Here is a 21334-nt window from a genome sequence, read left to right on the forward strand (position 1 = left end):
CCGGATGGAATCATCTGGCGTCGCACAAATGCAGCAAAACAAATGGATGGACCGGATCAGCATTTCATTGAAACGATGAACCGGTCTAGCGGCGCTTCGCGGCGGGCTCCTACGGTCCGCTGTGATAGTCGAGCAGCAATTCGGGGTTGATCTCCCCGTCATAGGAGGCGTCCACCTCGTACTTCACCAGCGTGAAGGTGCCGGCGCGAAACAGCCACACGCCGGCGGAGAAGGCGTCGCCGAGCCCGCGCCATTTCGCCAGCGTGGTGATCTCAAGCGTCTGCGGGTCGAAGCGCGAGTTCAACAGCACGTCCTCCGCCGTGTAGCCGACGATGCGCAGCTCCTCCACGCGCCCCTCCGCGTCGCCGTTCTCGTAGCGAATGGCAAGCTCGGGCACGGCAAAGCGCAGCGGCAGAAGCTTTCCGAACTCGTCGGCCAGAAAGTACACATGCATCGTGTTGTACGCCGCAGCGTCGCAGAAGAAGCGGAACAGATGCACCTCGTGGGGCGGCGTCTGCGGGTCTTCGTGCGGGTGATTGAAGGCGATGGTGTGCCGCTCCGGCTCCTCGGGCACGTCGGGCCCGGCAAGGCAGGAATCGCCGTAGAGCGCCGCAAAGCGCGCCTTCGCCTTCTCCGCAAGCAGCGCCTCGGCATCCTGCACCTGCCCCTCGCCGCAGCGCGCCGGCAGCGCCTCCTGTGGCGGGCCGTCGGCGGGTGCCAGGCGTCCCTCCTCGATGTGCAGCGGCTCGAAGGGCGCGCCCTGCACCCGCGGGTTTGCCAGCCGCAGCGTGTAGCAGCCGGCGAACACCGCCTCGCTGCCGTCGCTGTGGCGCGCCAAAAGGGCGACGGGCAGGTGATAGTGGATGCCGCCCGCGGCCGCATCCATGCTTGGCTGCCCGGTCGTCAGTGCCACGCTTTCGGTCTGCGAGAAGCCCTCGGCGAAGGCTTCCCAGGTCTCGGCCGGCGGCGTCGAGAAATAGCCGTAGGCGCGCGCATATTCCTTGCGGTTGATGGCGTTGTAGAGCGAGCGGATCAGCGCCTCCGGGCCGGATCGATCGTCGAGATAGGGCGGCTCCGCCGCAGGTGCCGGGCCTGCCGCGAGGCCGCAGAGGGCTGCCGCTGCAAGGAGAAGTCGTCTCATTCGGGGCGCTCCGCATCTGGTTCCGCCGGGCCGCGAGCATAGCACGCCGCCGGCGCTTTTGAACGCGTCGCCTGCCGGCGGTGAAAGGGCAGCAAAAACATTGAATTGTCTCCGTGAAATGAGACCTTTCTTAACCCCGTGGCCCTAGTCTCATCCATGCGAATTGCGACCGCAACGGGCGGGGAGTGAGAATCATGGCAGCGCGGCACGCCCCGCAGGACTTTGCAAGCATTCTCGACGAGCTGCTGGCCGAGCATGGCCGCGAAGTGGGGGGTGCCGCCGCCTCGGTCGATTATCTCTCGGTGGTGGAGGAGCTGCATTCCGGCCGCATCCGCATTACGGGCGAGGGGGTGGTGGAGGCGGCCTATCGCACCTTTGCCGAAAGCCCGGCCGAGGCTCCGCAGCCCTCGGTCGATCCCGACGACATCGCCCGCGAGCTCGGGCTTTCCAGGTGCGCCCGCCCGCGCGAGCTCGACCGGCTGCGCCGCGACTTCGCGATGCGCAATCACCCCGACCGCGTGCCCGAGCATCTGCGCGCCCGCGCCATCATCCGCATGCAGGTGGCCAACATGCTGATCGACGAGGCCAAGCGCGACCGCTTCAAGCCGCGAAAGGCATGAGCCTGTCCCGCGACAGCCAGCGCGACAGCAGCAGCCCCGCCACCACGGCCAGCCCGGTGAACAGCCCGAGCCAGATCCCCACGCCCGCATAGCCCAGCGGAAAGGCGAGCACTACGCCGAAGGGCAGGCCCACGCCCCAATAGCCGATGGCGGCGAAGAGCATCGGCACCGTGGTATCGTGCAGTCCGCGCAGCATGCCGCTGGCCACTGCCTGCGCCCCGTCGGCGATCTGGAACAGCGCCGCAAGCGCCAGGAAGGTCGTCGCCATGGCGATCACCGGCTGGTTCTCCGGCGCCTGCAGGTCGAGGAAGCCGGCGATCAGCAGCCGCGGCGCGGCCAGCATGAGAAGCGCCATCAGCCCCATGAAGCCCACCCCCATGGCAAAGGCCGTCCAGCCGGCACGCGTTACCGCCGCCGCGTTGCGTGCCCCGAAGGCCCGGCCGACGCGCACCGTCACCGCCTGGGAAAGCCCCAGCGGCACCATGAAGCTCACCGAGGCGATCTGGATGGCGATGGCGTGGGCGGCCAGCGACACCGTGTCGATCAGCCCCATCAGGAAGGCGGCGGCGTTGAAGATCGACACCTCGAAGGTGAGGATGGCGGCGATCGGCAGGCCGAGCCGGGCCAGTGCGCCAAAGCGCGGCCAGTCCGGCCGCCAGAAGCGGCCGAACAGCCGGTAGCGGCGAAACTGGCGGTCGAGCGAGACGACCGCCACCAGCCCGAGGAAGATGAGCAGGCTCGAAAGCGTCGTGGCCAGGCCGGAGCCGGCGATTCCAAGCGCCGGAAAGCCCAGATTGCCGAACATCAGGCACCAGTTGGCGAACACGTTGAAGCCCACGGCCAGAAAGGCCACCACCAGTGCCCAGCCCGGCCGCTCCAGCGCCGAGATGAAGGAGCGCAGCACGATATAGCCGAAGAAGGGCAACACCGCCCATTGCAGCGTGCGCATGTACTCGCCGGCCAGCGCCGCGAGGGCCGGCTCCTGGCCCATGGCGATCAGGATCGCCTCGGCATTCCAAAGGAACAGCCAGATGGGCAGCGCTGCCGCCGCGGCCATCCACAGCCCCTGGCGCGCCGTGCGCCGCACCTCGCGCACGAAGCGCTGCCGGCGCCCCAGCGCGCTCGCCATCATCGGCGAGGTGGCGGTCAAAAGCCCGATGCCGAAGATCAGTGGCAGGAAATAGAGATTGTGGCCGAGCGTGCCAGCCGCCAGCGCCTGCGGGGAGAGCCGGCCCATCATCATCACGTCGGTCACGTTCATCGCCGTCTGGGCGAGATTGGTCATGATCATGGGCCAGGCGAGCGCCAGCGTGGCGCGCGCCTCGGCAAACCAGGAATTGACCGGCGGCGCTCCCGCGCCCGAAACCAGCACCGACATGACAAGGGTTTCCTGCAATTGGCGGCCGCTTCCTGAAGCGGCGGAATCCGGCGGCGCCGTCGCGCCCGCACGGCGCTTTTAACGGCTTGCTGCCGTCGCACAAGTCAAATTTCCTGAGGTTTTGCTGCGCAATCATTGATCGGTCGGGCCTTTCGCAGCGTCCTGCCGCCGCTATAATGGCGGCATCTTTCGGGCGCCCGCCCGTCTTTCAACCGCCGGAGAACGCCGTATGGAAAAGCGCCGCCTCGGACGCACCGATCTCTTCGTCTCGAAGATCTGCCTCGGCACCATGACCTGGGGCGAGCAGAACAGCGAGGCCGAGGGCCACGCCCAGATGGACCGCGCCTTTGCGCGCGGCGTGAACTTTCTCGACACCGCCGAGCTCTATCCCATCCCGCCCAGGCCCGAGACGCAAGGGGCCACCGAGCGGATCATCGGAAGCTGGATGAAGGCGCGCGGCAATCGCGACCGGGTGATCGTCGCGACCAAGGTGGTGGGCCGCACCGCCAACGACTGGTTCCGCGGCGGCCGCCCCTCCCGGCTGGTGCGCGCCGATATCGAGGACGCGGTGAACAAGTCGCTCGCCCGCCTTTCGACGGACTATATCGACCTCTACCAGATCCACTGGCCGGACCGCGCCGTCGCCACCTTCGGGGCCAATCCCACGCGCCTGACCAGAATGCCGGAGCGTCATGCCGACGAAACGCCCATCGAGGAGACGCTTTCCGTGTTCGCCGATCTGGTGAAGGCCGGCAAGATCCGCCATCTCGGCCTGTCGAACGAGAGCGCCTGGGGCGTGATGCGCTTTCTCTGCGGGGCGGAGAGGGGCGTGGGCCCGCGTGCGGTCTCCCTGCAGAACGCCTACAACCTGGTCAACCGCACCTTCGAGGTGAACCTCGCGGAGCTGTGCGCGCGCGAAGAGGTGAGCCTGCTTGCCTATTCGCCGCTCGCCCAGGGTTATCTGACGGGCAAGTACGACGACGGCGCGCTGCCGGCCGGCTCGCGCAAGGCGCTGTTCGACCGGCTCCAGCGCTACGAGAAGCCAGGCGCGGCGGAGGCCATCCGGGCCTACAATGCGCTCGCCCGCTCCTTCGGGCTTACGCCGGCCGTATTCGCCAACGCCTTTGTCTGCTCGCGCCCCTTCGTCACCGCCAACATCATCGGCGCCACCAGCCTGGCGCAGCTCGAAGAAGCGCTTTCCGCGGCCGATGTCGCCTGGAGCGAGGAGATGCAGACCGCCGTCGACGCGCTGCATCAGAAGGTGGGCAACCCCTGCCCCTGAGGAAAGTTTCGCCCTTTGTCGGACGCAGCATCACTCCTGCGTCCTTGGGCCATGGGATTCTGGATCGGCCGACCCAAGGACAAGGGAGTTGAACGATGCTCGGAAGAATGTTGATTGCCATCGCCGTCGCGGCCTTCTCGCTTTCACCGGTCGCTGCGCGTGCGCAGGAAGGCATGGCGCCGGTGGAGAGCGGCCATGTCGAGGTCAATGGCCTTGCCTATTACTATGAGGTTCATGGCGAGGGCGAGCCGCTCCTCCTTCTGCACGGCGGTCTCGGACATACGGGGATGTTCGCGCCCATTCTGCCGGCGCTCTCAAAAGGGCGCACGGTCATCGGCGTCGATCTCCAGGGCCATGGCCGCACCGCGCTTGGGGCTCGCCCGATCGACATCGCGGATATGGGGCGCGACATGGGGCAACTGGTCGAAAAGCTCGGCTACGACCGTGTCGATGTAATGGGCTATTCCATGGGCGGCGGCGTGGCCGCGCAGATGGCGGTACAATACCCTGAACGTGTCCGCCGTCTGGTTCTGGTCTCTACACCGGCTTCAAAAGACGGTTTCTATCCTGAGATCGTCGAGCAGATGCACCAGATCAACGGCGGCATGGCCGAGGCCATGCGCGACACGCCGATGTACCAATCCTACGCCGCCGTCGCGCCGCGCGTCGAGGATTTCCCGAAGCTTCTCGATGCCATGGGCGATCTGATGCGCCGTCCCGACATCTACGACATCGAGGTCGAAGCACTTGAGATGCCCGTGATGCTGGTCTACGGCGACAGCGATATGTTCCGTCTCGGACATGTCGTGGCGTTCTACCGGCGCCTTGGTGGCGGGCTACGGGATGCCGGCTGGCAGCGCGAGCACATGTCGCAGAACCGCCTGGCCATCCTACCCGGCCGCACCCATTACGACATCTTCTTCGCTCCCGCGCTGGTTCCCACCGCACGGTCGTTCCTCGATGGTGAGAGCGCGACGGGAAGCTGGGCCGAGCAGGTCGGGGCAGGGCAGCAATAGTACCCGCCGCTATCGGGCGCCGGCCCTGTAGTAGACTTGGCTTTCGCCGTCCCGCCCCACGGCATAGACGTCGTAGCGCGCCGTCGGGTCGTCGCCCATGCCGGGGGAGCCTGCGGGCATTCCCGGCACGGCAAGGCCGGCGATGCGCGGCCGCTCGCGCAGGAGCCTGGCAATCGCCTGCGGCGGCACGTGGCCTTCCAGGAAATAGCCTCCGAGCGTTGCCGTATGGCACCCTTCCATCCGCTCCGGCACCCCGGCCTGCCGCCTGATGGGGGAAAGGTCCTCGCTCTCGCGCACCGTCACCTGATAGCCGGCGCGCTCCATCACCTGCGCCCAGGCGGCGCAGCAGCCGCACCAGGGCGATTTCCAGACCGTCATGTGCGGCGCCCCGCCGGCCTGCGCGGCCACGGGTCCGAGCAGGGACAGCGCAATCCCGGCGGCCAGAAAAACGGACTTCTGCATCATTCCTTCGTCTCCATCCACGGGTTCCCCACCCCGGTCGCTCTAGAGCTTCCAGCCGCTGGAAGGTCAAGCCCCAGATCCCGGCGCGCCCGGGCATTCTTGTCGCAGGCGGGGTGCGGGTGTATCCTCGCGTTCCGACTGACCAGCAGGCGGACTGACGTGGCGCTGGTCTTGCAGGGGCGCGCAAGCCTCTGCCCCGCGATCTCCCGTCGGCCGCTGCGGCCGCTTTGGCGCGGCATCAAGACCGGGAGGATGAGGTCATGGGTATCGCGATGACCATGCAGGAATATCTGGAGGACAACCACGTTCCCTACGATATTGCCAGACACAACGCCACCAGCAACTCGATGATGACGGCACGGGTCGCCCATGTGCCGGGCAACGCGCTCGCCAAGGGCGTGGTGCTGAAGTGGGACGGCAGCTATCTGCTCGCCGTGCTGCCTGCCTCGCGCCGCGTGGACCTGAAGAAGGTGCGCGCCATCGTCGGCGAGAAGGTGGAGCTTGCCAGCGAGGAGGAGGCCGCGACCCTGTTTCCCGATTGCGCGGAAGGGGCGGTGCCCATCTTCGGCGCGCCCTATCATCTGCCCTGCGTGGTGGACGAGGGGCTGGAGGAAAGCGGCGACATCTACTTCGAGGGCGGCGACCACCGCACATTGGTGCATGTCAGCCATGAAGGGTTCGACCGCCTGATGTACGGCATGCCGCGCGGCCACATCAGCGGCTGAAGCGGCGCGCCGCCACGGCGGTATTAACGAATCGATTCAAACTTTATTGGCAAGTTTGCGGCAAGGATGGCGCCTCCTTCCATCGCAGGCCGGGGTGCATTGCCGGGTGCGTGCGGCCGGCCGATGCCGGACGGAAGGGGAGAGCGGGTGCCCGTGCGCCCGGCTCCGGTGTTTTCGCGTAGGGGTCGTTCATGCGTTCGCTTGCCCTTGCCTTCCTTTTCGCGGCCTGCCTTGGCCTTGCCGGCTGCTCCGGCGGCTCGGCGGTCGATGCGTTGCAGATCGCCGGCCCTTCGGCGGAGACGACGAGCGCCATCGCGCGGCCCGAGGCGACCATACCGGGGCCGGCGGACGATGCGGCGCCGGCCGACCTCGCCACCGCCGGCATGACCGCCCTTGCGCCGGTGCCGAGTGTTCAGCCGGCCGCCCTGCGCGTGCCTGAGGCGCCGCGCGTCTACAGGAGCCGTTTCGACGATGCGCATCCGGTGAACTTCGGCCGCATCGCGCCGCACCATCATGCCGTGCACGGCGTCGACGTCTCGCGCTGGCAGGGCGAGATCGACTGGCCGGCGCTGCGCCGCCACGGCGCCAACTTCGCCTATATCAAGGCCACCGATGGCATCGATCACATCGACCCCATGTTCCGGCACAACTGGCAGGCGGCGGCGCGCGCCGGGGTGAAGCGCGGCGCCTATCACTTCTTCTACTGGTGCCGGCGGGCCTCCGATCAGGCTGAATGGTTCATCCGCAACGTGCCGAAGGAGAAGGGCGCCCTGCCGCCGGTGCTGGATGTGGAGTGGAACCACCAATCGAGCTGCAAGTGGCGCCCTTCGCGCGCCGAGATCCTGGAGAAGATGCAGGTCTTTCTTGACCGGCTGGAGCGCCATTACGGGCAGCGGCCGGTCATCTACACCACGCCCGACTTCTATCGCGACAACCTGCGGGGCGCCTTCCGCGACTATCCGTTCTGGCTGCGCTCCGTCGCCGCCCACCCCTCCGAGGTGTATCCCGGCCGCGACTGGGTGTTCTGGCAATATTCCGGCACCGGCCTGAGCCAGGGAGTCGACGGAAAGATCGACCTGAACGTCTTCAACGGCGACGAGAAGGCCTGGCACCGCTGGCTCGCCCGCGTCGCGGGGTAGGGCGCCGCCGCGCTTCGCCCCGGCTCAGTCGCGCTTGCGGGCGGCGATGAAATGGGCAGGCGGCGAACGAGGATAGTCGCCCGTCTCGATGATCGCAAAGCCGGCATCCTCCATGTAGCGCTGCATCTCGTACGGCGTGTAGAAGAAGACGGGCGGCGCCTTTCCCACCAGCCGCAGCGCGGCGACCATGCCACGGATGAACAAGCCCCGGCCGGCAAGGCAGGGGGTCTTGGAGATGAAGCGGCCGCCGGGCTTCAAGAGCCCGTGCACACAGCGCAGCGCCGCCGGCACGTCGCCGATCAGATGCAGAAGGTTAAAGGCCAGGACGGCGTCGAAGCTTTCCCTCCCGAAGCGGTGGTCGAAGGGCGTCGCCTGCGCGAAGGTGACGTTCCCGACGCCGGCGCGCTCCGCCTTCTCCCGACCGATGGCCAGCATCCTGCCCGACAGGTCCGTGGCGGTGACGTGACGCACCGCATCGGCAAGCCGCAGCGCCGTGCTCCCGGTGCCGCACCCCAGTTCCAGCACCGTGTCCTGCGCGCGCAGATGGCTGCGCGTGCGCGTCAGCGTGGTCTCGTAGGCCGCCATGTCCTTGACGGGCCTGGCCGCATAGCGCTCGGCAATTCCGTCCCAGAAAGCTGCCGTTCTGTCCATCGCTTGTCCCTTTCTTTGCCGCCGCGGGATGTTCTCCCGGTCGTGTCCTTCACTTTATCTATGCAATCTTCAGGGATAAATTGCCGAAACTGGCATATGGATCATACAGATTTGCATGAACTGGCAGAACATCTCCTTCGACTGGAACCAGGCGCGCGCCTTTCTCGCAACCGCTGAGGCCGGCTCCTTTTCGGCCGGGGCGCGGGCGCTCGGCATGGCGCAGCCGACGCTCAGCCGGCAGGTGGCGGCGCTAGAGGCCAGTCTCGGCGTGCTCCTGTTCGAGCGCGTGGGGCGGGCGCTGCGCCTGACCGAGGCGGGGCGGGACCTGCTCGATCATGTCCGCACCATGGGAGAGGCGGCGGCGCGCATCTCGCTTGCCGCCTCCGGCCGGTCTCAGGAGATCGGCGGCCGCGTCACCATCACGGCCACCGACGTCATGGCGGCCATGTGGCTGCCGGCCGCCGTCAGGCGCATCGCCGAGGAGGCGCCGGGCATCGAGGTTCATCTGGTGGTCTCCAACCAGTTGCGGGACCTGCGCCGTCGCGAGGCCGACATCGCCATCCGCCATGTGCGCCCCAGCGAGGGGGAACTGGTGGCGCGGCTTCTGCGCCAGACGACCGCCCACCTCTATGCCGCCAGCGAATATCTCGAAAGGCTGGGCCGTCCCGCCACGCTGGAGGATCTGCGCCTGGCCCCCTTTGTCGGCTTTGCCCCGGTCGAGCAGGTCGTCGCGGTTCTCCAGCGCATGGGGCTCCCCGTCGAACGCCACCAGTTCAAGGTGGTTGCCGACAACGGCATGGTGCTGTGCGAGCTGGTCAGGCACGGCCTCGGCATCGGCGTTTTGACGCGGGAGATGGGTGAGCGGTTGCCGGGCGTGGAGTGCGTGCTGCCGCGCTTCGGCCCGTTCCCGGTTCCCATCTGGCTTACCACCCACCGCGAGCTGCACACCAGCCGGCGCATCCGGCTGGTTTTCGACATCCTGGCCGAAACGCTGTCATAGGCCGGGCCGCCGCACTTCCTGACAGCCTTCTGTCAGCAGCACGCGGCCTTGGTCGAGGCCGGCGTGGCGCCCCCTTTCCATCGTCGCTGCGATCCTCCATATTCGGGCCATGTCCGATACGCCCCGCAACAAGCCCGGCGGCTTCTCCGAGCCGCCGCAGCCGTCGCTCTCCGGCACGCCCGTCTCCGGCCCCATCGCGCAATGGGCGGAGGACATCGCGCGCGAATCGCGGGCGTCGCAGGCGTCGCCTGCCAAGCGCAAGAAGAAGGGCGGCCAGACGGCGCGCGGCACCTCCATGGGCGGTGCGGCCTCGGCGCGCGAGCGCGCCGCCGCCGGGCTCAATCCCGTGGCCGGCCTCGATGTGCCGCTGGAGGAGGCAGAGAAGCTCGCGCCCGGCGGCGTCACCGCAACGGTGGCGGCGCTCACCCGTCTCATCGAGGGCGGCGACCCCAATCTGCGGTCGAGCTGGGTGCCCCATCGCCCGCCCCGCCCGGAAAAGACCGAAGGCGGCATCCCGTTCCGCATGGCGACGGAGTTCAAGCCCTCCGGCGACCAGCCCACTGCCATTGCCGACCTCGTGGACGGCATCAGACGCAACGAGCGCACCCAGGTGCTCCTCGGCGTTACCGGCTCGGGCAAGACCTTCACCATGGCCAAGGTGATCGAGGAGACGCAGCGCCCGGCCATCATCCTCGCCCCCAACAAGACGCTCGCCGCCCAGCTCTATGGCGAGTTCAAGTCCTTCTTCCCCGACAACGCGGTCGAGTATTTCGTCTCCTACTACGATTACTACCAGCCGGAGGCCTACGTCCCGCGCTCCGATACCTATATCGAGAAGGAATCCTCCATCAACGAGCAGATCGACCGCATGCGCCACTCGGCCACGCGCGCGCTCCTTGAACGCGACGACGTCATCATCGTGGCGAGCGTCTCCTGCATATACGGCATCGGCTCGGTGGAGACCTACACCGCCATGACCTTCCAGATGGAGGTGGGCGACCGGCTGGATCAACGCCAATTGCTCGCCGATCTCGTGGAGCAGCAATACAAGCGCCGCGACGCCGATTTCTCCCGCGGCTCCTTCCGCGTGCGCGGCGACACGATCGAGATCTTCCCCGCTCACCTGGAGGACCGCGCCTGGCGCATCTCGCTGTTCGGCGACGAGATCGAATCCATCACCGAGTTCGACCCGCTGACGGGCAGGAAGACCGACGAGCTGAAATCGGTGAAGATCTACGCCAACTCGCATTATGTCACCCCGCGCCCCACGCTCAACCAGGCCATCCGCTCCATCAAGGAGGAGCTGAAGCAGCGCCTGGAGGAGCTGACGCGTGCCGGCCGCCTTCTGGAGGCCCAGCGACTCGAACAGCGCACCCGCTTCGACCTCGAGATGCTGGAGGCCACGGGCTCCTGCGCCGGCATCGAGAACTATTCGCGCTATCTGACCGGCCGCGCGCCGGGCGAGCCGCCGCCCACGCTCTTCGAATACGTGCCCGACAACGCGCTGGTCTTCGTCGACGAGTCCCACGTCACGATCCCGCAGATCGGCGGCATGTACCGAGGCGACTTCCGCCGCAAGGCGACGCTTGCCGAATATGGCTTCCGCCTTCCTTCCTGCATGGACAACCGCCCCTTGCGCTTCGAGGAGTGGGACGCCATGCGCCCCGCCACCGTCTGCGTTTCCGCCACCCCCGGCGACTGGGAGATGAACGAGGCCGGCGGCGTCTTCGCCGAACAGGTCATCCGCCCGACGGGCCTCATCGACCCGCCGGTCGAGGTGCGCCCGGCCAAGACCCAGGTGGACGACGTGGTGGGCGAGATCCGCGCCACCACGGCCGCCGGCTACCGCACGCTCGTCACCGTGCTCACCAAGCGCATGGCCGAGGACCTGACAGAATATCTGCACGAGCAGGGCATCCGGGTGCGCTACATGCATTCCGATATCGACACGCTGGAGCGCATCGAGATCATCCGCGACCTGCGCCTCGGCGCCTTCGACGTGCTGGTCGGCATCAATCTCCTGCGCGAGGGGCTCGACATCCCCGAATGCGGCCTCGTCGCCATTCTCGACGCCGACAAGGAAGGCTTCCTGCGCTCCGAGACCTCGCTCATCCAGACCATCGGGCGCGCGGCGCGCAATGTCGATGGCCGCGTCATCCTCTATGCCGACCAGAGGACAGGCTCCATGGAGCGGGCGATTGCCGAGACGGAACGCCGCCGCGAGAAGCAGCTCGCCTACAATGCCGCGCACGGCATCACGCCCGAGAGCATCAAGAAGAACATCGGCGACATTCTGGGCTCGGTCTACGAGCGCGACCATGTGCGCGCCGACATCACCGGTGCGAAGGGCGAGTCCCTGAACAACCTCGTCGGCGACAACCTCGCCGCCCATCTCGAACATCTCGAAAAGGCCATGCGCGACGCCGCCGCCGACCTCGACTTCGAGGAGGCCGCCCGCCTGCGCGACGAGATCCGGCGCCTGCGCGAGACCGAGCTTGCCATCATGGACGATCCCCTGTCGCGCGACGCGGGCGTGGAGAACACGCGCGAGCGGCGGCGCGACAAGGCGCGCGGGCGCAAGGGGCGCGATGCCGCCGCGGAAAAGTCCCTCTTCCGCAAGCCCGATCTGGACGAGATGGGCACCGCCGGCGCCCATGCGGTTCCCGCCGGCGGGAGCCTCTTCCGAAAGAACACCCTGGACGAGATGACCGTCGGCCGCACGGAAAGGCCGCTCGCCCGGAAGCCGGCGCCCGACGACGACCCCACCCCCCTCCGGCGCGGCCGGATCGGCACCGGCTCCTACGAGGACGAGGCCGAAGAACGCGCCCGCCGCCGCCGGCCGAAGAAGACGGGCCGGCCGGGGCGATAGGGCGCGTCGGTCGCGCCCCTGTCGGATGGGCCGCGCCTTCTTCGTCCTTGGGCAGTGCAGCTGGAACGAGGAAAGGTTTTCCCATGTCCTATGTCGATGGTTTTCTGGTCGCCGTGCCCAAGGCCAATCTTGAAGCGTACAAGAAGATGGCGCGCCTCGCCGGCACGGTGTGGAAGGAGTACGGCGCGCTCGCCTATGTGGAGGCGGTGGGCGACGACGTGCCCTATGGCGAGCTCACCTCGTTCCCCCGCGCCGTGCTGGCGAAGGAGGACGAGACCGTCATCTTCTCCTGGATCGTCTATGAATCGCGTAAGGCGCGCGACGAAATCATAGCCAGGGTCATGGCCGACCCGCGCCTGCAGGGCGACGAATGGAAGTCCGTCTTCGACGGCAAGAGGATGGTCTTCGGCGGCTTCGAGGTGGCGGTGGAGATGTAGCTGCCGCTGGAGCATTTTTTGCAGCCAGATGGAATCATCTGGCGTCGCACAAATGCGGCAAAAACAAATGGATGGACCGGATCAGCGTTCTAATGAAACGATGAACCGGTTCAACCGCCGGCAAAGGCGTCGATCATCCGCGCCACGCGCGCAAGCTGCCGGTCATTCCTGTCGGAGAACATCCGGTCGATGCGCACCAGCAGGCGGCCGCGCCTCCCGGCGGCCTGCGCCGCCCCTCCCGGTGAACGGCGGCTGAACGGCCGGTTCAGCGTGCGTTCCGGGTGCTTCCCCTAGAACCGTCATCGTTGACAACCCGCGGGGGAGCACCCGCACCGACAGGAGGAGTAAGGACCATGACCCGCAACTTCATCATCGCCACCGCCGCCGCTGCCGTTCTCGGCTTTGCCGCGCTCCCGGCTTCCGCCAACAGCGTCTCCATCGAGCAATACGGCTTCGGCAACGCCGCCGGTGGCGCCCAGACCGGCTTCGACAACCAGATCGGCGTCTTCCAGGACGGCGTGTGGAACGAGGCCATCAGCCAGCAGCACGGCTCCAACAACGTCTCGGCCACCGGCCAGCACGGCTTTAACAACCGGGCCGACACCTGGCAGGCCGGCCACGGCAACGCGGCGGGCATCGGCCAGTTCGGCGACAACCACAACGCGGTTCTGACGCAGGACGGAAACGGCAATGTGGCCGCCGGCGTGCAGGTGGGCCATGGCTGCGATGCCGAGGTCAGCCAGACCGGCGGCGGCAATGTCGCAGCCTTCGTGCAGACCTGCCCGTAACGACAGGCAGGACCAAACGCGGCGCGGGGGGCCGGAGAGCGTCTGCGCTCTCCGGCCTTCCCCGCTTCACCCCGAAGGAGGTTTTCATGTTGAACCGCAAACCCATCGCGGCTGCTGCCGCCATCCTGGCCCTTGCCCTGTCGGGCTCGGCCCTCATGGCCGGCGCCGGCAGCGCCGGCGCGCCGCAGGCGCGCTGCGAGATCCGCACCGCCACCCAGGGCGGCATGGTCGCGCTGCAGGGCGTCGTCCATGCCGAGACGGCCTTGACCGGCTCCTATGCCTTCCGCGTCGAGACGGTGGCCGGCGCCGGCAGCTCCGACATCCGCCAGGGCGGTGCCTTTTCCGCCGCCCCCGGAAAGCCGGCCGAGCTGGGCCGGGTCATGCTGGGCGGCTCCGGCGCGCTCTACGAGGCGACGCTGGAGGTGGAAACGCCGACAGGCCGTCTCACCTGCACCGAGCGCGCCGGCGCGCTGTAAGCGCCGGTCGCGGGGCGGGCAGGGCACGGGCTCCGGGCAACCGGGGCCCGTTTCCGCCCGCCGGCCCGGCCCGGGGATGACCCGGCCCGGGGATGAACGGTCGGTTAACGCCCCGTTCCGCGCCGGTTCAAGCCCGTTCTGCCATGCTCTCCCCATCGCTCGGCAATCAAGCCGGCACCAGCAGAACCAGGAGGAGAGTTCAAATGACCCGCACCATCCGCGCCATCGCCGCCGCCGTCCTGTCCGCCGGCCTTGCCGCCGCAGCACCGGCCTTCGCCGGCGGCTCCGTCTCGGTGAGCTACAGCCCGACCGACCCGCAGGAGGCAGAGGCCCTGCAGACGGGCCTGCGCCTCTACGCGCTCGTGGAAGGCATCAGGAACGGCTCGATCACCCAGAACGGCTTCGGCAATGCCGCCGGCCTGGTCCAGAATGGCAGCGGCAATCTCGGCATCGTCCATCAGGAGGGCGACGGCCACACCGGCACCATCACCCAGAACGGCAATGGCAATGCCTGCGGGCTTTTCCAGTTCGGCAGGAACACCGAGGCCCATCACGTGCAGAATGGCGACGACCAGGCGTGCGCCACCGTCCAGTTCGGCTGGTAGGCGGCTTCCCGCGTCCGCCACGGGCGGTGCGGCCTTCCCCGGCCGCGCCGCCTCATTCTTCGGGCTCGGCGGTGAAGGTCAGCGGATATCCCTTCTTCCGTCCCGCCTCGCTGGCCCGCATTGCCTTGGTCTCCGCCACGTCCCTCGGAAATACCGCCACCACGCAGGCCCCCTTGAGGTGGGCCGTCATCATGACGCGATAGGCCTGGTCGCTACCCAGGCGGAACTCCGCCTTCAGCACCGTCACCACGAAGTTGCGCGGCGTGAAGTCGTCATTGACGAGGATGACCTTGTAGAGTCTCGGCCGCTCGACCTTCGGCTTGGGCCGCGCCCGCGGCCTTGTCGCGATGTTGCTCACCGCTCGCCTCGTCGAGTCGGATGCTCAGCCCGCCTGTCGCTGCGCCGCTTCCGCGAGGCCGGCATGGACCAGCCACAGCGGCGTGCGCCGGCCGGCTGCCCATGAGCGCATGATGCCGCTGGCCACCCGCTCGCGGCCTGCCGTATCGGCCTTGTCGATGCCCAGTTCCGTGCACACTGCCTCCACGGCCGTACGGATCTCCGCCAGCTCCTCGGCGTCGTAAATGGTGCCTGCGGCTCTTTTTGATGTGGACATGGCAGGTCTCCTTCCCGAAATCTGCGCCTGCCGAACCCCTCTCGGGGAACATTACCAGGATACCATGATGCACGATTGTGGCGCGGAGATGAAGGGGTTTTGATTCGCCGTTTTTCCTGTCAAGGCGAAAATTCTTTCGTGCCGCTTTTCTTGACATGGCTCCCCGGCATAGAATTTCTGTCGTATTTTGCGGATAAGCATCCTTCCCGCCTGAAAGAACGAGGGATTCGATTCGATGAAGATTGCAGTCATGGGTGGCGACGGCTTTGTCGGCTGGCCCACCTCCCTTCACCTGTCCGCCAGGGGCCACGAGGTTCACATCATCGACAATCTCTCGCGCCGCTGGATCGACACGGAGCTCGGCGTGCAGTCGCTCACGCCCATGGACTCCATTCAGGAGCGCACGCGCATCTGGCATCAGGAGACGGGGCGGCGCATCCGCTTTCACCTGATCGACCTTGCGCGCGACTACGAGGTTCTCAAGGCGTGGCTCGCCAAGGAGCGGCCGGATGCCATCATTCACTTTGCCGAGCAGCGTGCCGCGCCCTATTCGATGAAGAGCGACCGGCACAAGAACTACACGGTCAACAACAACGTCAACGCCACGCACAACCTGCTCAACGCGCTGGTGGAGGTCGATCTCGACGCGCATCTGGTGCATCTGGGCACCATGGGCGTCTATGGCTATTCCTCCGTGGGCGCAGCCATTCCCGAAGGCTATCTCACCGTTGGGGTGGAAACGCTGTCGGGCGGGACGGCCAGCCAGGAAATCCTCTATCCGGCCAATCCGGGCTCCGTCTACCACATGACCAAGTGCCTGGATCAGCTTCTCTTCCAGTTCTATGCTAAGAACGATGGCCTGCGCATCACCGACCTGCACCAGGGCATCGTTTGGGGCACGCACACGCCGGAGACGCGGTTGCACCCGCAGCTCATCAACCGCTTCGACTATGATGGCGACTATGGAACGGTCCTGAACCGTTTCCTCATCCAGGCGGCGATCGGCTATCCGCTCACCGTGCACGGCACGGGCGGGCAGACGCGCGCCTTCATCCACATCCAGGATTCGGTGCGCTGCGTCGAGCTGGCGCTGAACAGCCCGCCGAAGCGCGGCGAGCGGGTGAAGATCTTCAACCAGATGACCGAGACCCACCGCGTGCGCGACCTGGCGGAGCTGGTGGCGCGCATGACCGGCGCCGAGGTTGCCTATCTGCCCAATCCGCGCAAGGAGGCGGCGGAGAACGATCTGGTGGTGCGCAACGAGCAGTTTCTAGAGCTCGGTCTCAACCCCACGACGCTGGAGGAGGGGCTTCTGGCCGAGGTCGTCGACGTGGCCAGGAAGTATGCCTATCGCGTCGACCGCAGCCGCATCCCCTCCGTCTCCGCCTGGACCAAGGACATCGCCCCCACCATCGAGCGCGACCCGGAGGGCAAGCGGTTGAAGAGCGTGAGCTGAGCCTTGCGGCACGCCTATGTGACGCTCGTCACCAATGCCGATTATGCGCTGGGCGCGCAGGCGCTGGTGCGCTCTCTCCGGCTGACGGGCACGCGGGCCGACATCGTTGTGCTGCACACCGGCGGCGTGGCGGCGGCCGAACTCGCTCCGCTCTCCGCCCTTGGCGCCAGGCTGGTGAAGGCCGATCTGCTGCCCACATCGGCGCAGTTCAACGAGCGCCATCAGCGCGCCAGACTGCACAGGGACGCGCCCTTCACCAAGGGCAACAAGCCGGCCTTCCACACACCGCTCGACAATTTCGCCAAGCTGCGCCTGTGGCAGCTGACCGAATACAGCCGCGTGGTCTTCATCGATGCCGATGCCATCGTCATCCGCAACATCGACCGGCTGTTTTCCTATCCACAATTCTGCGCGGCCCCCAACGTCTATGAAAGCCTCGCCGACTTTCACAGGCTCAATTCCGGCGTCTTCGTCGCGGAGCCGTCGCACGGGACCTTCGAGTCCATGCTGGAGCGTCTCGACCGGCCGGGCGCCTTCTGGCCGCGCACGGACCAGACCTTCCTGCAGAGCTATTTTCCCGACTGGCATGGCCTGCCGGTGTTCTTCAACATGCTGCAATATGTCTGGTTCAACCTGCCGGAACTGTGGGACTGGGCGTCGGTGAAGGTCATCCACTACCAGTATGAAAAGCCCTGGGAAGCCGATCATCCCAAAGCCGAAAGGCTTAAGCCGCTGATCGCGCTTTGGCAGGCGTACCGCGCCGGCGAAGGGATTCCCGACATCGACCGGCTGGAAAACCCCGCAAGGCCGGCATGAAGGCGCTGTGCAGCGCGGTCTCCGGCGGGACCGGCTATGTCGGCCGCTTCGTCGTCGAGGGACTTCTGGCCGCCGGCCACCGGGTTGTGGTGCTGGGCCGCACGCCGCCAGCGGCGGGCTTCTTCTCCGCGCCGGTCGAGCATCGGCCGTTCTCGCTCGACCCGCAGGCCGTGGAGGCGGTTCTCCTCGCGGGGGTGGATGTCCTCGTTCACGCTGCCTTCGACCATCTTCCGGGAAAATATCGCGGCGGGGAGGGGGATGAATCGGAGCGGTTCCGCTGCCGCAATCTCGACGGCACGGTGGCGCTCTTCAAGGCGGCCAGGGCCGCGGGCGTGCGCCACGTGGTGTTCCTGTCGAGCCGCGCCGTCTATGGCCCGCGACCGCCCGGCACGTGGCTGGACGAGCAGGACGAGCCGCGCCCGGACACGCTTTACGGAGAGGTGAAGCTTGCCGCCGAAAGGGCACTTTGCGCCATGTCCGGCGGCGACTTCCATGGCGTCAGCCTGCGCGTGACCGGTGTCTATGGGCCGGCCGGGCCGGGCAGGGCCCACAAATGGGCTGCCCTGTTCTCGGACTATCTCGCCGGGCGCGGGATCGCCCCGCGCGCCGGCACGGAGGTGCATGGCCGTGACGTTGCGCAGGCGATCCGGCGCGTGCTGGACGGGCAGGTCCGTGCGGGCGCTGTTCTGAACGTTTCCGACGTGCTGGTGGACCGCCGCGACATCCTCGCCATCGTCAAGCAGGTGACGGGGGCGCCATACCCCCTGCCGCGCCCGGCGAACAAGGCAGCCGTCAACGCCATGCGCTGCGACCGGCTCGCCGCCCTCGGCTGGCGGCCGGGCGGCATGGCGCTCCTGGAGGAAACGGTTGCGCAGCTCGCCGCTTCGCGGGAGGATTTGGCGCGTTGAACCGCGCCGGCGCAACGATTCGCAACGTCGCGCCGGAGGGAAAAGCCGGAGGGGCCTCGATGCCGGAAAACCGTCCGCAGCCTGATGGAGAACTGACCCTGCGCACCCAGGCCATGCCCGGCGATGCCAATGCGGCGGGCGACATCTTCGGCGGCTGGGTAATGGCGCAGATGGATCTGGCAAGCGGCATCAGGGCGGCGGAGCGGGCGCGCGGTCGCGTGGTGACGGCAGCCGTCAAGGAGATGGCCTTCGCCAAGCCGATGAAGGTGGGCGACACGCTGTGCGTCTACACGCGCGTGGCCAGCGTCGGCCGCACCTCGATGGTGCTGAAGGTGGAGGCATGGGCGCAGCGCTATCTTTCCGACATCATGGAAATGGTCACCCATGCCGATTTCGTGATGGTTGCTCTCGATGCCGAGGGCCGGCCGACCCCGGTGCCGCCGGAATCCTGACGGCCGGTTCGCTCCACTGTTCATCGAAGCGTCGACGCGCCTCATCGATGCGTTCGCGATTTATGTCGACCCATTTGGCGAGCGCTGCCACGGGCACCAGGAGTTCGCGCCCCAGATCGGTGAGAGTGTATTCGACCCGCGGCGGAATCGTGGGATAGACCGTGCGCGTGACAAAGCCATCGCGTTCGAGATTGCGCAGCGTGGTCGTCAGCATCTTCTGAGAGATGCCATCGATGGCGCGCCGAAGCTCGTTGAAGCGCATGGTCTTCTGGCCGAGAAAACGCACGATCAGCACCGACCACTTGTCACCGACAAGGCTGAGAATTTCGTGAACCGGCCGACAGCGCTCGTGTTGAAGATTGACGCTGTCGGTATGATCCGGGTGACCGGGTTTCAAAAAAGTGCCTCCTTGCAGCAGTTTTTCCGGTATCCAATATAGCGTCGGTTTCCAAGCGTTACCACTCTGGATGGAGAACCGATCTATGGAGAAACTGAGGACTGGCATCATCATTGGTTCGACGCGCGAAGGCCGCTTCGCCGAAAAGGCGGCGAGCTGGATCTATGAATTGGCGAAGAAGCGCGTCGATCTGGATGTAGAACTCGTGGACCTGCGCGATTATCCAATGCCTTTTTTCGAGGACGCCGTGCCACCCGCCTACGGATCGTCGGAGAATTCGCAGGTCCGGTCGTGGCAAAGCAGGATCGCTTCGCTCGATGGCTTTATCTTCACCGCCGCCGAGTACAACCGCGGGCCCACCGCCGTACTCAAGAACGCGCTCGACTATGCCTATCATGAGTGGAGCAACAAGCCTGCCGCATTCGTCGGCTACGGTGGGGTCGGCGGCGCCCGTGCAGTGGAGCAGCTCCGGCTTCACGCAGTGGAGTTGCAGATGGCGCCCATCCGCACGGCGGTCCATATCCTGCTGCCGGACTTTCTAGCCTGCCGCAGTGGAGAAAAGTCGCTCTCACAGATCGAACATTTGAACCAGGGGGCAGAAAGCATGCTCGACCAGTTCGCCTGGTGGGCGAAGGCGCTCAAAATGGCGCGCGAAGCGACCGCTCAGAGGGAGGAGGCGGTGTAGCCTGAGGCGAGAGGCCTGCCATGGCGCGGGCCCTGCCGCAAGCGTCGGGATCCAGCAGCGGATCAGGCCTTCGCCCTTTGCTCTTCCACTTGATTGATTCTTTGGGCAAGCACGCGGTCGATGCGCCTTCCGTCCATGTCGACGATCTCGAAACGCCAGCCCATCGCATCCACCGTGGTGCCGGTGCGCGGCAGCTCCCGCGTGAGGGAGAGAAGGAAGCCGGCAAGCGTGGTGAAGCTGCGCTGCGCGGGCAGGGAAATGCCCAGATGATCCGCCATCTCGTCGGCCGGCATCAGTCCGGGCAGGAGCCAGGAGCCATCGGCGCGCTGGACGACGTCGCGCTCTCCCCCCTCGGCATCGGCACGGAATACGCCGGCAATCGCCTCCAGAATGTCGGTCGGCGTGACGATTCCCTCGAAGCTGCCATACTCGTCATGCACCAGCGCCATTGGCACCTCCGCCTCGCGCAGCACGGCAAGCACATCGAGGGCATCGGCGAAATCGTGCACGATGGGAGCGGGGTGGATGTACGCGCGCAGGTCGAGCGGCTTTTCCTCCAGCCGGGCCGCCAGCAACTCGCGCTGCTTGACGACTCCGACCAGATTGTCGAGGGACCCGTCTCCGACCGGTAGCAGGGCGTGATCGCTGTCGCGCAGGGTTTGGGCGATGGCCTCCGGCCCATGCGCCAGGTTCACCCAGTCCACCTCGCCGCGCGGTGTCATGATGGCGCGCGCCTTCCGGTCGGCCAGCCGCATCACACCGGCAATCATGCGGCGCTCGTCGCTCTCGATCGTGCCTGCGTGCTCGGCCTCGGCGATGAGAGTGCGGATTTCCTCATCGGTAACGCGGCGGGACGCCTCCGCGCTCTGGCCGAGCAGGGCAAGCACCGCCCGGCCCGAAACGTCGAGCAGCCAGACGAGGGGCAGCGCCACCTGCGCCATCGCCGTCATGAAGGGGGCAACCCGAATGGCGATGCTTTCCGCATTCTTCAGCGCAAGCTGCTTCGGCACAAGCTCGCCGATGATAAGCGAGACATAGGTGATCAGCGCCACCACGATTCCCACACCCGCCGGATTGGCGATGGAGGGCGAAAGGCCGAGTGTCGCCAGCCATTGCGACAGCCGCACGCCCAGCGTGGCGCCCGAAAAGGCGCCGGAGAGCACGCCGACCAGCGTGATGCCGATTTGCACCGTGGAGAGAAAACGGCCGGGGTCGGCCGAAAGCCCGAGCGCCCGTTGTGCCCCGCGCTCGTGCTGGCGCGCCTTCAGCCGCGCCGGACGGGCAGAGACGACGGCCAGCTCCGACATGGCCATGAAGCCGTTGAAGAGAATGAGCAGGAAAAGGATGGCAATCTCGATCGCAAGCATGGGCGCTGTCCTATCACCTGCCGGACAGGGTGGCGAGTGGCAACGGCCGTG

The 21334-nt window shown here is 66.9% G+C and carries 24 protein-coding genes; 16 read left to right on the forward strand and 8 right to left on the reverse strand.

Annotated features, from left to right (window positions below; all coding sequences use genetic code 11):
* Positions 1–109: 109 nt before the first annotated feature.
* Complete coding sequence (locus NYR58_RS08355; RefSeq protein ID WP_261520062.1) at positions 110–1141, reverse strand: DUF1176 domain-containing protein; 1032 nt, start codon at positions 1139–1141, stop codon at positions 110–112.
* Between the two features lie 194 nt (positions 1142–1335).
* Between NYR58_RS08355 and NYR58_RS08360 the strand changes: the two genes are divergently transcribed.
* Positions 1336–1761, forward strand: coding sequence for a hypothetical protein (locus NYR58_RS08360; protein WP_261520064.1), 426 nt, complete (start codon positions 1336–1338; stop codon positions 1759–1761).
* Here NYR58_RS08360 and NYR58_RS08365 read toward each other — a convergent pair.
* Entirely contained in the window at positions 1742–3139 is a 1398-nt protein-coding gene (locus NYR58_RS08365) for an MATE family efflux transporter (RefSeq protein ID WP_261520066.1), read from the reverse strand. The two genes, NYR58_RS08360 and NYR58_RS08365, sit on opposite strands and share 20 nt — an antisense overlap.
* Positions 3140–3368: 229 nt before the next feature.
* Here NYR58_RS08365 and NYR58_RS08370 point away from each other — a divergent pair, with 229 nt between their 5' ends.
* Positions 3369–4421, forward strand: a complete 1053-nt coding sequence (locus tag NYR58_RS08370) for an aldo/keto reductase (protein ID WP_261520067.1) — start codon at positions 3369–3371, stop codon at positions 4419–4421.
* 95 nt (positions 4422–4516) lie between these two features.
* The gene (locus NYR58_RS08375) at positions 4517–5437 is read left to right on the forward strand and encodes an alpha/beta fold hydrolase (RefSeq protein WP_261520068.1); all 921 of its coding nucleotides are present in this window, start codon (positions 4517–4519) and stop codon (positions 5435–5437) included.
* 9 nt (positions 5438–5446) lie between these two features.
* On the opposite strand, the gene NYR58_RS08380 is transcribed toward NYR58_RS08375, so the two are convergent.
* A complete protein-coding gene (locus NYR58_RS08380) occupies positions 5447–5899 on the reverse strand; it encodes a DUF411 domain-containing protein (RefSeq protein WP_378074547.1) in 453 nt (150 codons plus the stop codon).
* 260 nt (positions 5900–6159) lie between these two features.
* Here NYR58_RS08380 and NYR58_RS08385 point away from each other — a divergent pair, with 260 nt between their 5' ends.
* Together NYR58_RS08385 and NYR58_RS08390 are read left to right on the forward strand one after the other, a co-directional pair.
* Positions 6160–6624 (forward strand): aminoacyl-tRNA deacylase, encoded by a 465-nt coding sequence (locus NYR58_RS08385; protein ID WP_261520070.1) that lies wholly within the window; start codon positions 6160–6162, stop codon positions 6622–6624.
* A gap of 191 nt (positions 6625–6815) precedes the next feature.
* A complete protein-coding gene (locus NYR58_RS08390; RefSeq protein WP_261520072.1) occupies positions 6816–7763 on the forward strand; it encodes a glycoside hydrolase family 25 protein in 948 nt (315 codons plus the stop codon).
* 24 nt (positions 7764–7787) lie between these two features.
* On the opposite strand, the gene NYR58_RS08395 is transcribed toward NYR58_RS08390, so the two are convergent.
* Positions 7788–8414, reverse strand: a complete 627-nt coding sequence (locus NYR58_RS08395) for a class I SAM-dependent methyltransferase (RefSeq protein ID WP_261520073.1) — start codon at positions 8412–8414, stop codon at positions 7788–7790.
* A gap of 115 nt (positions 8415–8529) precedes the next feature.
* Here NYR58_RS08395 and NYR58_RS08400 point away from each other — a divergent pair, with 115 nt between their 5' ends.
* From NYR58_RS08400 to NYR58_RS08425, 6 genes are all read left to right on the forward strand, one after another.
* Positions 8530–9414, forward strand: coding sequence for a LysR family transcriptional regulator (locus tag NYR58_RS08400; protein WP_261520075.1), 885 nt, complete (start codon positions 8530–8532; stop codon positions 9412–9414).
* Between the two features lie 109 nt (positions 9415–9523).
* Positions 9524–12283: an excinuclease ABC subunit UvrB gene (gene uvrB, locus NYR58_RS08405; RefSeq protein WP_261520076.1), complete on the forward strand. Its 2760-nt coding sequence runs from the start codon at positions 9524–9526 to the stop codon at positions 12281–12283.
* 83 nt (positions 12284–12366) lie between these two features.
* Complete coding sequence (locus NYR58_RS08410; protein ID WP_261520077.1) at positions 12367–12720, forward strand: DUF1428 domain-containing protein; 354 nt, start codon at positions 12367–12369, stop codon at positions 12718–12720.
* A gap of 353 nt (positions 12721–13073) precedes the next feature.
* Complete coding sequence (locus tag NYR58_RS08415) at positions 13074–13508, forward strand: curlin (RefSeq protein WP_261520078.1); 435 nt, start codon at positions 13074–13076, stop codon at positions 13506–13508.
* Between the two features lie 86 nt (positions 13509–13594).
* The gene (csgH, locus tag NYR58_RS08420; RefSeq protein ID WP_261520081.1) at positions 13595–13984 is read left to right on the forward strand and encodes a curli-like amyloid fiber formation chaperone CsgH; all 390 of its coding nucleotides are present in this window, start codon (positions 13595–13597) and stop codon (positions 13982–13984) included.
* A gap of 203 nt (positions 13985–14187) precedes the next feature.
* Positions 14188–14589, forward strand: a complete 402-nt coding sequence (locus NYR58_RS08425; protein ID WP_261520082.1) for a curlin — start codon at positions 14188–14190, stop codon at positions 14587–14589.
* Between the two features lie 52 nt (positions 14590–14641).
* On the opposite strand, the gene clpS is transcribed toward NYR58_RS08425, so the two are convergent.
* A complete protein-coding gene (clpS, locus tag NYR58_RS08430; RefSeq protein ID WP_261520085.1) occupies positions 14642–14947 on the reverse strand; it encodes an ATP-dependent Clp protease adapter ClpS in 306 nt (101 codons plus the stop codon).
* A 24-nt stretch (positions 14948–14971) separates the two neighbouring features.
* Positions 14972–15202, reverse strand: coding sequence for a hypothetical protein (locus NYR58_RS08435; protein WP_261520086.1), 231 nt, complete (start codon positions 15200–15202; stop codon positions 14972–14974).
* 235 nt (positions 15203–15437) lie between these two features.
* Between NYR58_RS08435 and NYR58_RS08440 the strand changes: the two genes are divergently transcribed.
* Genes NYR58_RS08440 through NYR58_RS08455 form a run of 4 tightly spaced genes read left to right on the forward strand, consistent with a single transcriptional unit; the run spans position 15438 to position 18834 of the window.
* Positions 15438–16658, forward strand: coding sequence for an NAD-dependent epimerase/dehydratase family protein (locus NYR58_RS08440; RefSeq protein ID WP_261520087.1), 1221 nt, complete (start codon positions 15438–15440; stop codon positions 16656–16658).
* A 3-nt stretch (positions 16659–16661) separates the two neighbouring features.
* The gene (locus NYR58_RS08445) at positions 16662–17474 is read left to right on the forward strand and encodes a glycosyltransferase (RefSeq protein ID WP_261520088.1); all 813 of its coding nucleotides are present in this window, start codon (positions 16662–16664) and stop codon (positions 17472–17474) included.
* Positions 17471–18382: an NAD-dependent epimerase/dehydratase family protein gene (locus NYR58_RS08450; protein WP_261520089.1), complete on the forward strand. Its 912-nt coding sequence runs from the start codon at positions 17471–17473 to the stop codon at positions 18380–18382. The genes NYR58_RS08445 and NYR58_RS08450 overlap by 4 nt, the downstream gene beginning before the upstream one ends.
* Before the next feature lie 59 nt (positions 18383–18441).
* Positions 18442–18834, forward strand: a complete 393-nt coding sequence (locus NYR58_RS08455; RefSeq protein WP_261520091.1) for an acyl-CoA thioesterase — start codon at positions 18442–18444, stop codon at positions 18832–18834.
* On the opposite strand, the gene NYR58_RS08460 is transcribed toward NYR58_RS08455, so the two are convergent.
* Entirely contained in the window at positions 18761–19231 is a 471-nt protein-coding gene (locus NYR58_RS08460) for a winged helix-turn-helix transcriptional regulator (protein WP_261520092.1), read from the reverse strand. The two genes, NYR58_RS08455 and NYR58_RS08460, sit on opposite strands and share 74 nt — an antisense overlap.
* 85 nt (positions 19232–19316) lie before the next feature.
* On the opposite strand from NYR58_RS08460, the gene NYR58_RS08465 reads away from it, so the two are divergent.
* On the forward strand, positions 19317–19916 hold the full coding sequence (locus NYR58_RS08465; protein ID WP_261520093.1) for an NADPH-dependent FMN reductase: 600 nt from the start codon (positions 19317–19319) through the stop codon (positions 19914–19916).
* Positions 19917–19978: 62 nt separating this feature from the next.
* On the opposite strand, the gene NYR58_RS08470 is transcribed toward NYR58_RS08465, so the two are convergent.
* Complete coding sequence (locus tag NYR58_RS08470; protein ID WP_261520094.1) at positions 19979–21283, reverse strand: hemolysin family protein; 1305 nt, start codon at positions 21281–21283, stop codon at positions 19979–19981.
* Positions 21284–21334: the final 51 nt, after the last annotated feature.

The sequence above is a fragment of the Chelativorans intermedius genome (assembly GCF_025398255.1).
Classification (GTDB): Bacteria; Pseudomonadota; Alphaproteobacteria; order Rhizobiales; family Rhizobiaceae; genus Chelativorans; species Chelativorans intermedius.

Bases quoted from the DNA above. Each gene is read 5' to 3' on its own strand.
- NYR58_RS08355 (WP_261520062.1), bottom strand. From the start codon at position 1,141: ATGAGACGACTTCTCCTTGCAGCGGCAGCCCTCTGCGGCCTCGCGGCA.
- NYR58_RS08360 (WP_261520064.1), top strand. From the start codon at position 1,336: ATGGCAGCGCGGCACGCCCCGCAGGACTTTGCAAGCATTCTCGACGAG.
- NYR58_RS08365 (WP_261520066.1), bottom strand. From the start codon at position 3,139: ATGTCGGTGCTGGTTTCGGGCGCGGGAGCGCCGCCGGTCAATTCCTGG.
- NYR58_RS08370 (WP_261520067.1), top strand. From the start codon at position 3,369: ATGGAAAAGCGCCGCCTCGGACGCACCGATCTCTTCGTCTCGAAGATC.
- NYR58_RS08375 (WP_261520068.1), top strand. From the start codon at position 4,517: ATGCTCGGAAGAATGTTGATTGCCATCGCCGTCGCGGCCTTCTCGCTT.
- NYR58_RS08380 (WP_378074547.1), bottom strand. From the start codon at position 5,899: ATGCAGAAGTCCGTTTTTCTGGCCGCCGGGATTGCGCTGTCCCTGCTC.
- NYR58_RS08385 (WP_261520070.1), top strand. From the start codon at position 6,160: ATGGGTATCGCGATGACCATGCAGGAATATCTGGAGGACAACCACGTT.
- NYR58_RS08390 (WP_261520072.1), top strand. From the start codon at position 6,816: ATGCGTTCGCTTGCCCTTGCCTTCCTTTTCGCGGCCTGCCTTGGCCTT.
- NYR58_RS08395 (WP_261520073.1), bottom strand. From the start codon at position 8,414: ATGGACAGAACGGCAGCTTTCTGGGACGGAATTGCCGAGCGCTATGCG.
- NYR58_RS08400 (WP_261520075.1), top strand. From the start codon at position 8,530: ATGAACTGGCAGAACATCTCCTTCGACTGGAACCAGGCGCGCGCCTTT.
- uvrB (WP_261520076.1), top strand. From the start codon at position 9,524: ATGTCCGATACGCCCCGCAACAAGCCCGGCGGCTTCTCCGAGCCGCCG.
- NYR58_RS08410 (WP_261520077.1), top strand. From the start codon at position 12,367: ATGTCCTATGTCGATGGTTTTCTGGTCGCCGTGCCCAAGGCCAATCTT.
- NYR58_RS08415 (WP_261520078.1), top strand. From the start codon at position 13,074: ATGACCCGCAACTTCATCATCGCCACCGCCGCCGCTGCCGTTCTCGGC.
- csgH (WP_261520081.1), top strand. From the start codon at position 13,595: ATGTTGAACCGCAAACCCATCGCGGCTGCTGCCGCCATCCTGGCCCTT.
- NYR58_RS08425 (WP_261520082.1), top strand. From the start codon at position 14,188: ATGACCCGCACCATCCGCGCCATCGCCGCCGCCGTCCTGTCCGCCGGC.
- NYR58_RS08435 (WP_261520086.1), bottom strand. From the start codon at position 15,202: ATGTCCACATCAAAAAGAGCCGCAGGCACCATTTACGACGCCGAGGAG.
- NYR58_RS08440 (WP_261520087.1), top strand. From the start codon at position 15,438: ATGAAGATTGCAGTCATGGGTGGCGACGGCTTTGTCGGCTGGCCCACC.
- NYR58_RS08450 (WP_261520089.1), top strand. From the start codon at position 17,471: ATGAAGGCGCTGTGCAGCGCGGTCTCCGGCGGGACCGGCTATGTCGGC.
- NYR58_RS08455 (WP_261520091.1), top strand. From the start codon at position 18,442: ATGCCGGAAAACCGTCCGCAGCCTGATGGAGAACTGACCCTGCGCACC.
- NYR58_RS08465 (WP_261520093.1), top strand. From the start codon at position 19,317: ATGGAGAAACTGAGGACTGGCATCATCATTGGTTCGACGCGCGAAGGC.
- NYR58_RS08470 (WP_261520094.1), bottom strand. From the start codon at position 21,283: ATGCTTGCGATCGAGATTGCCATCCTTTTCCTGCTCATTCTCTTCAAC.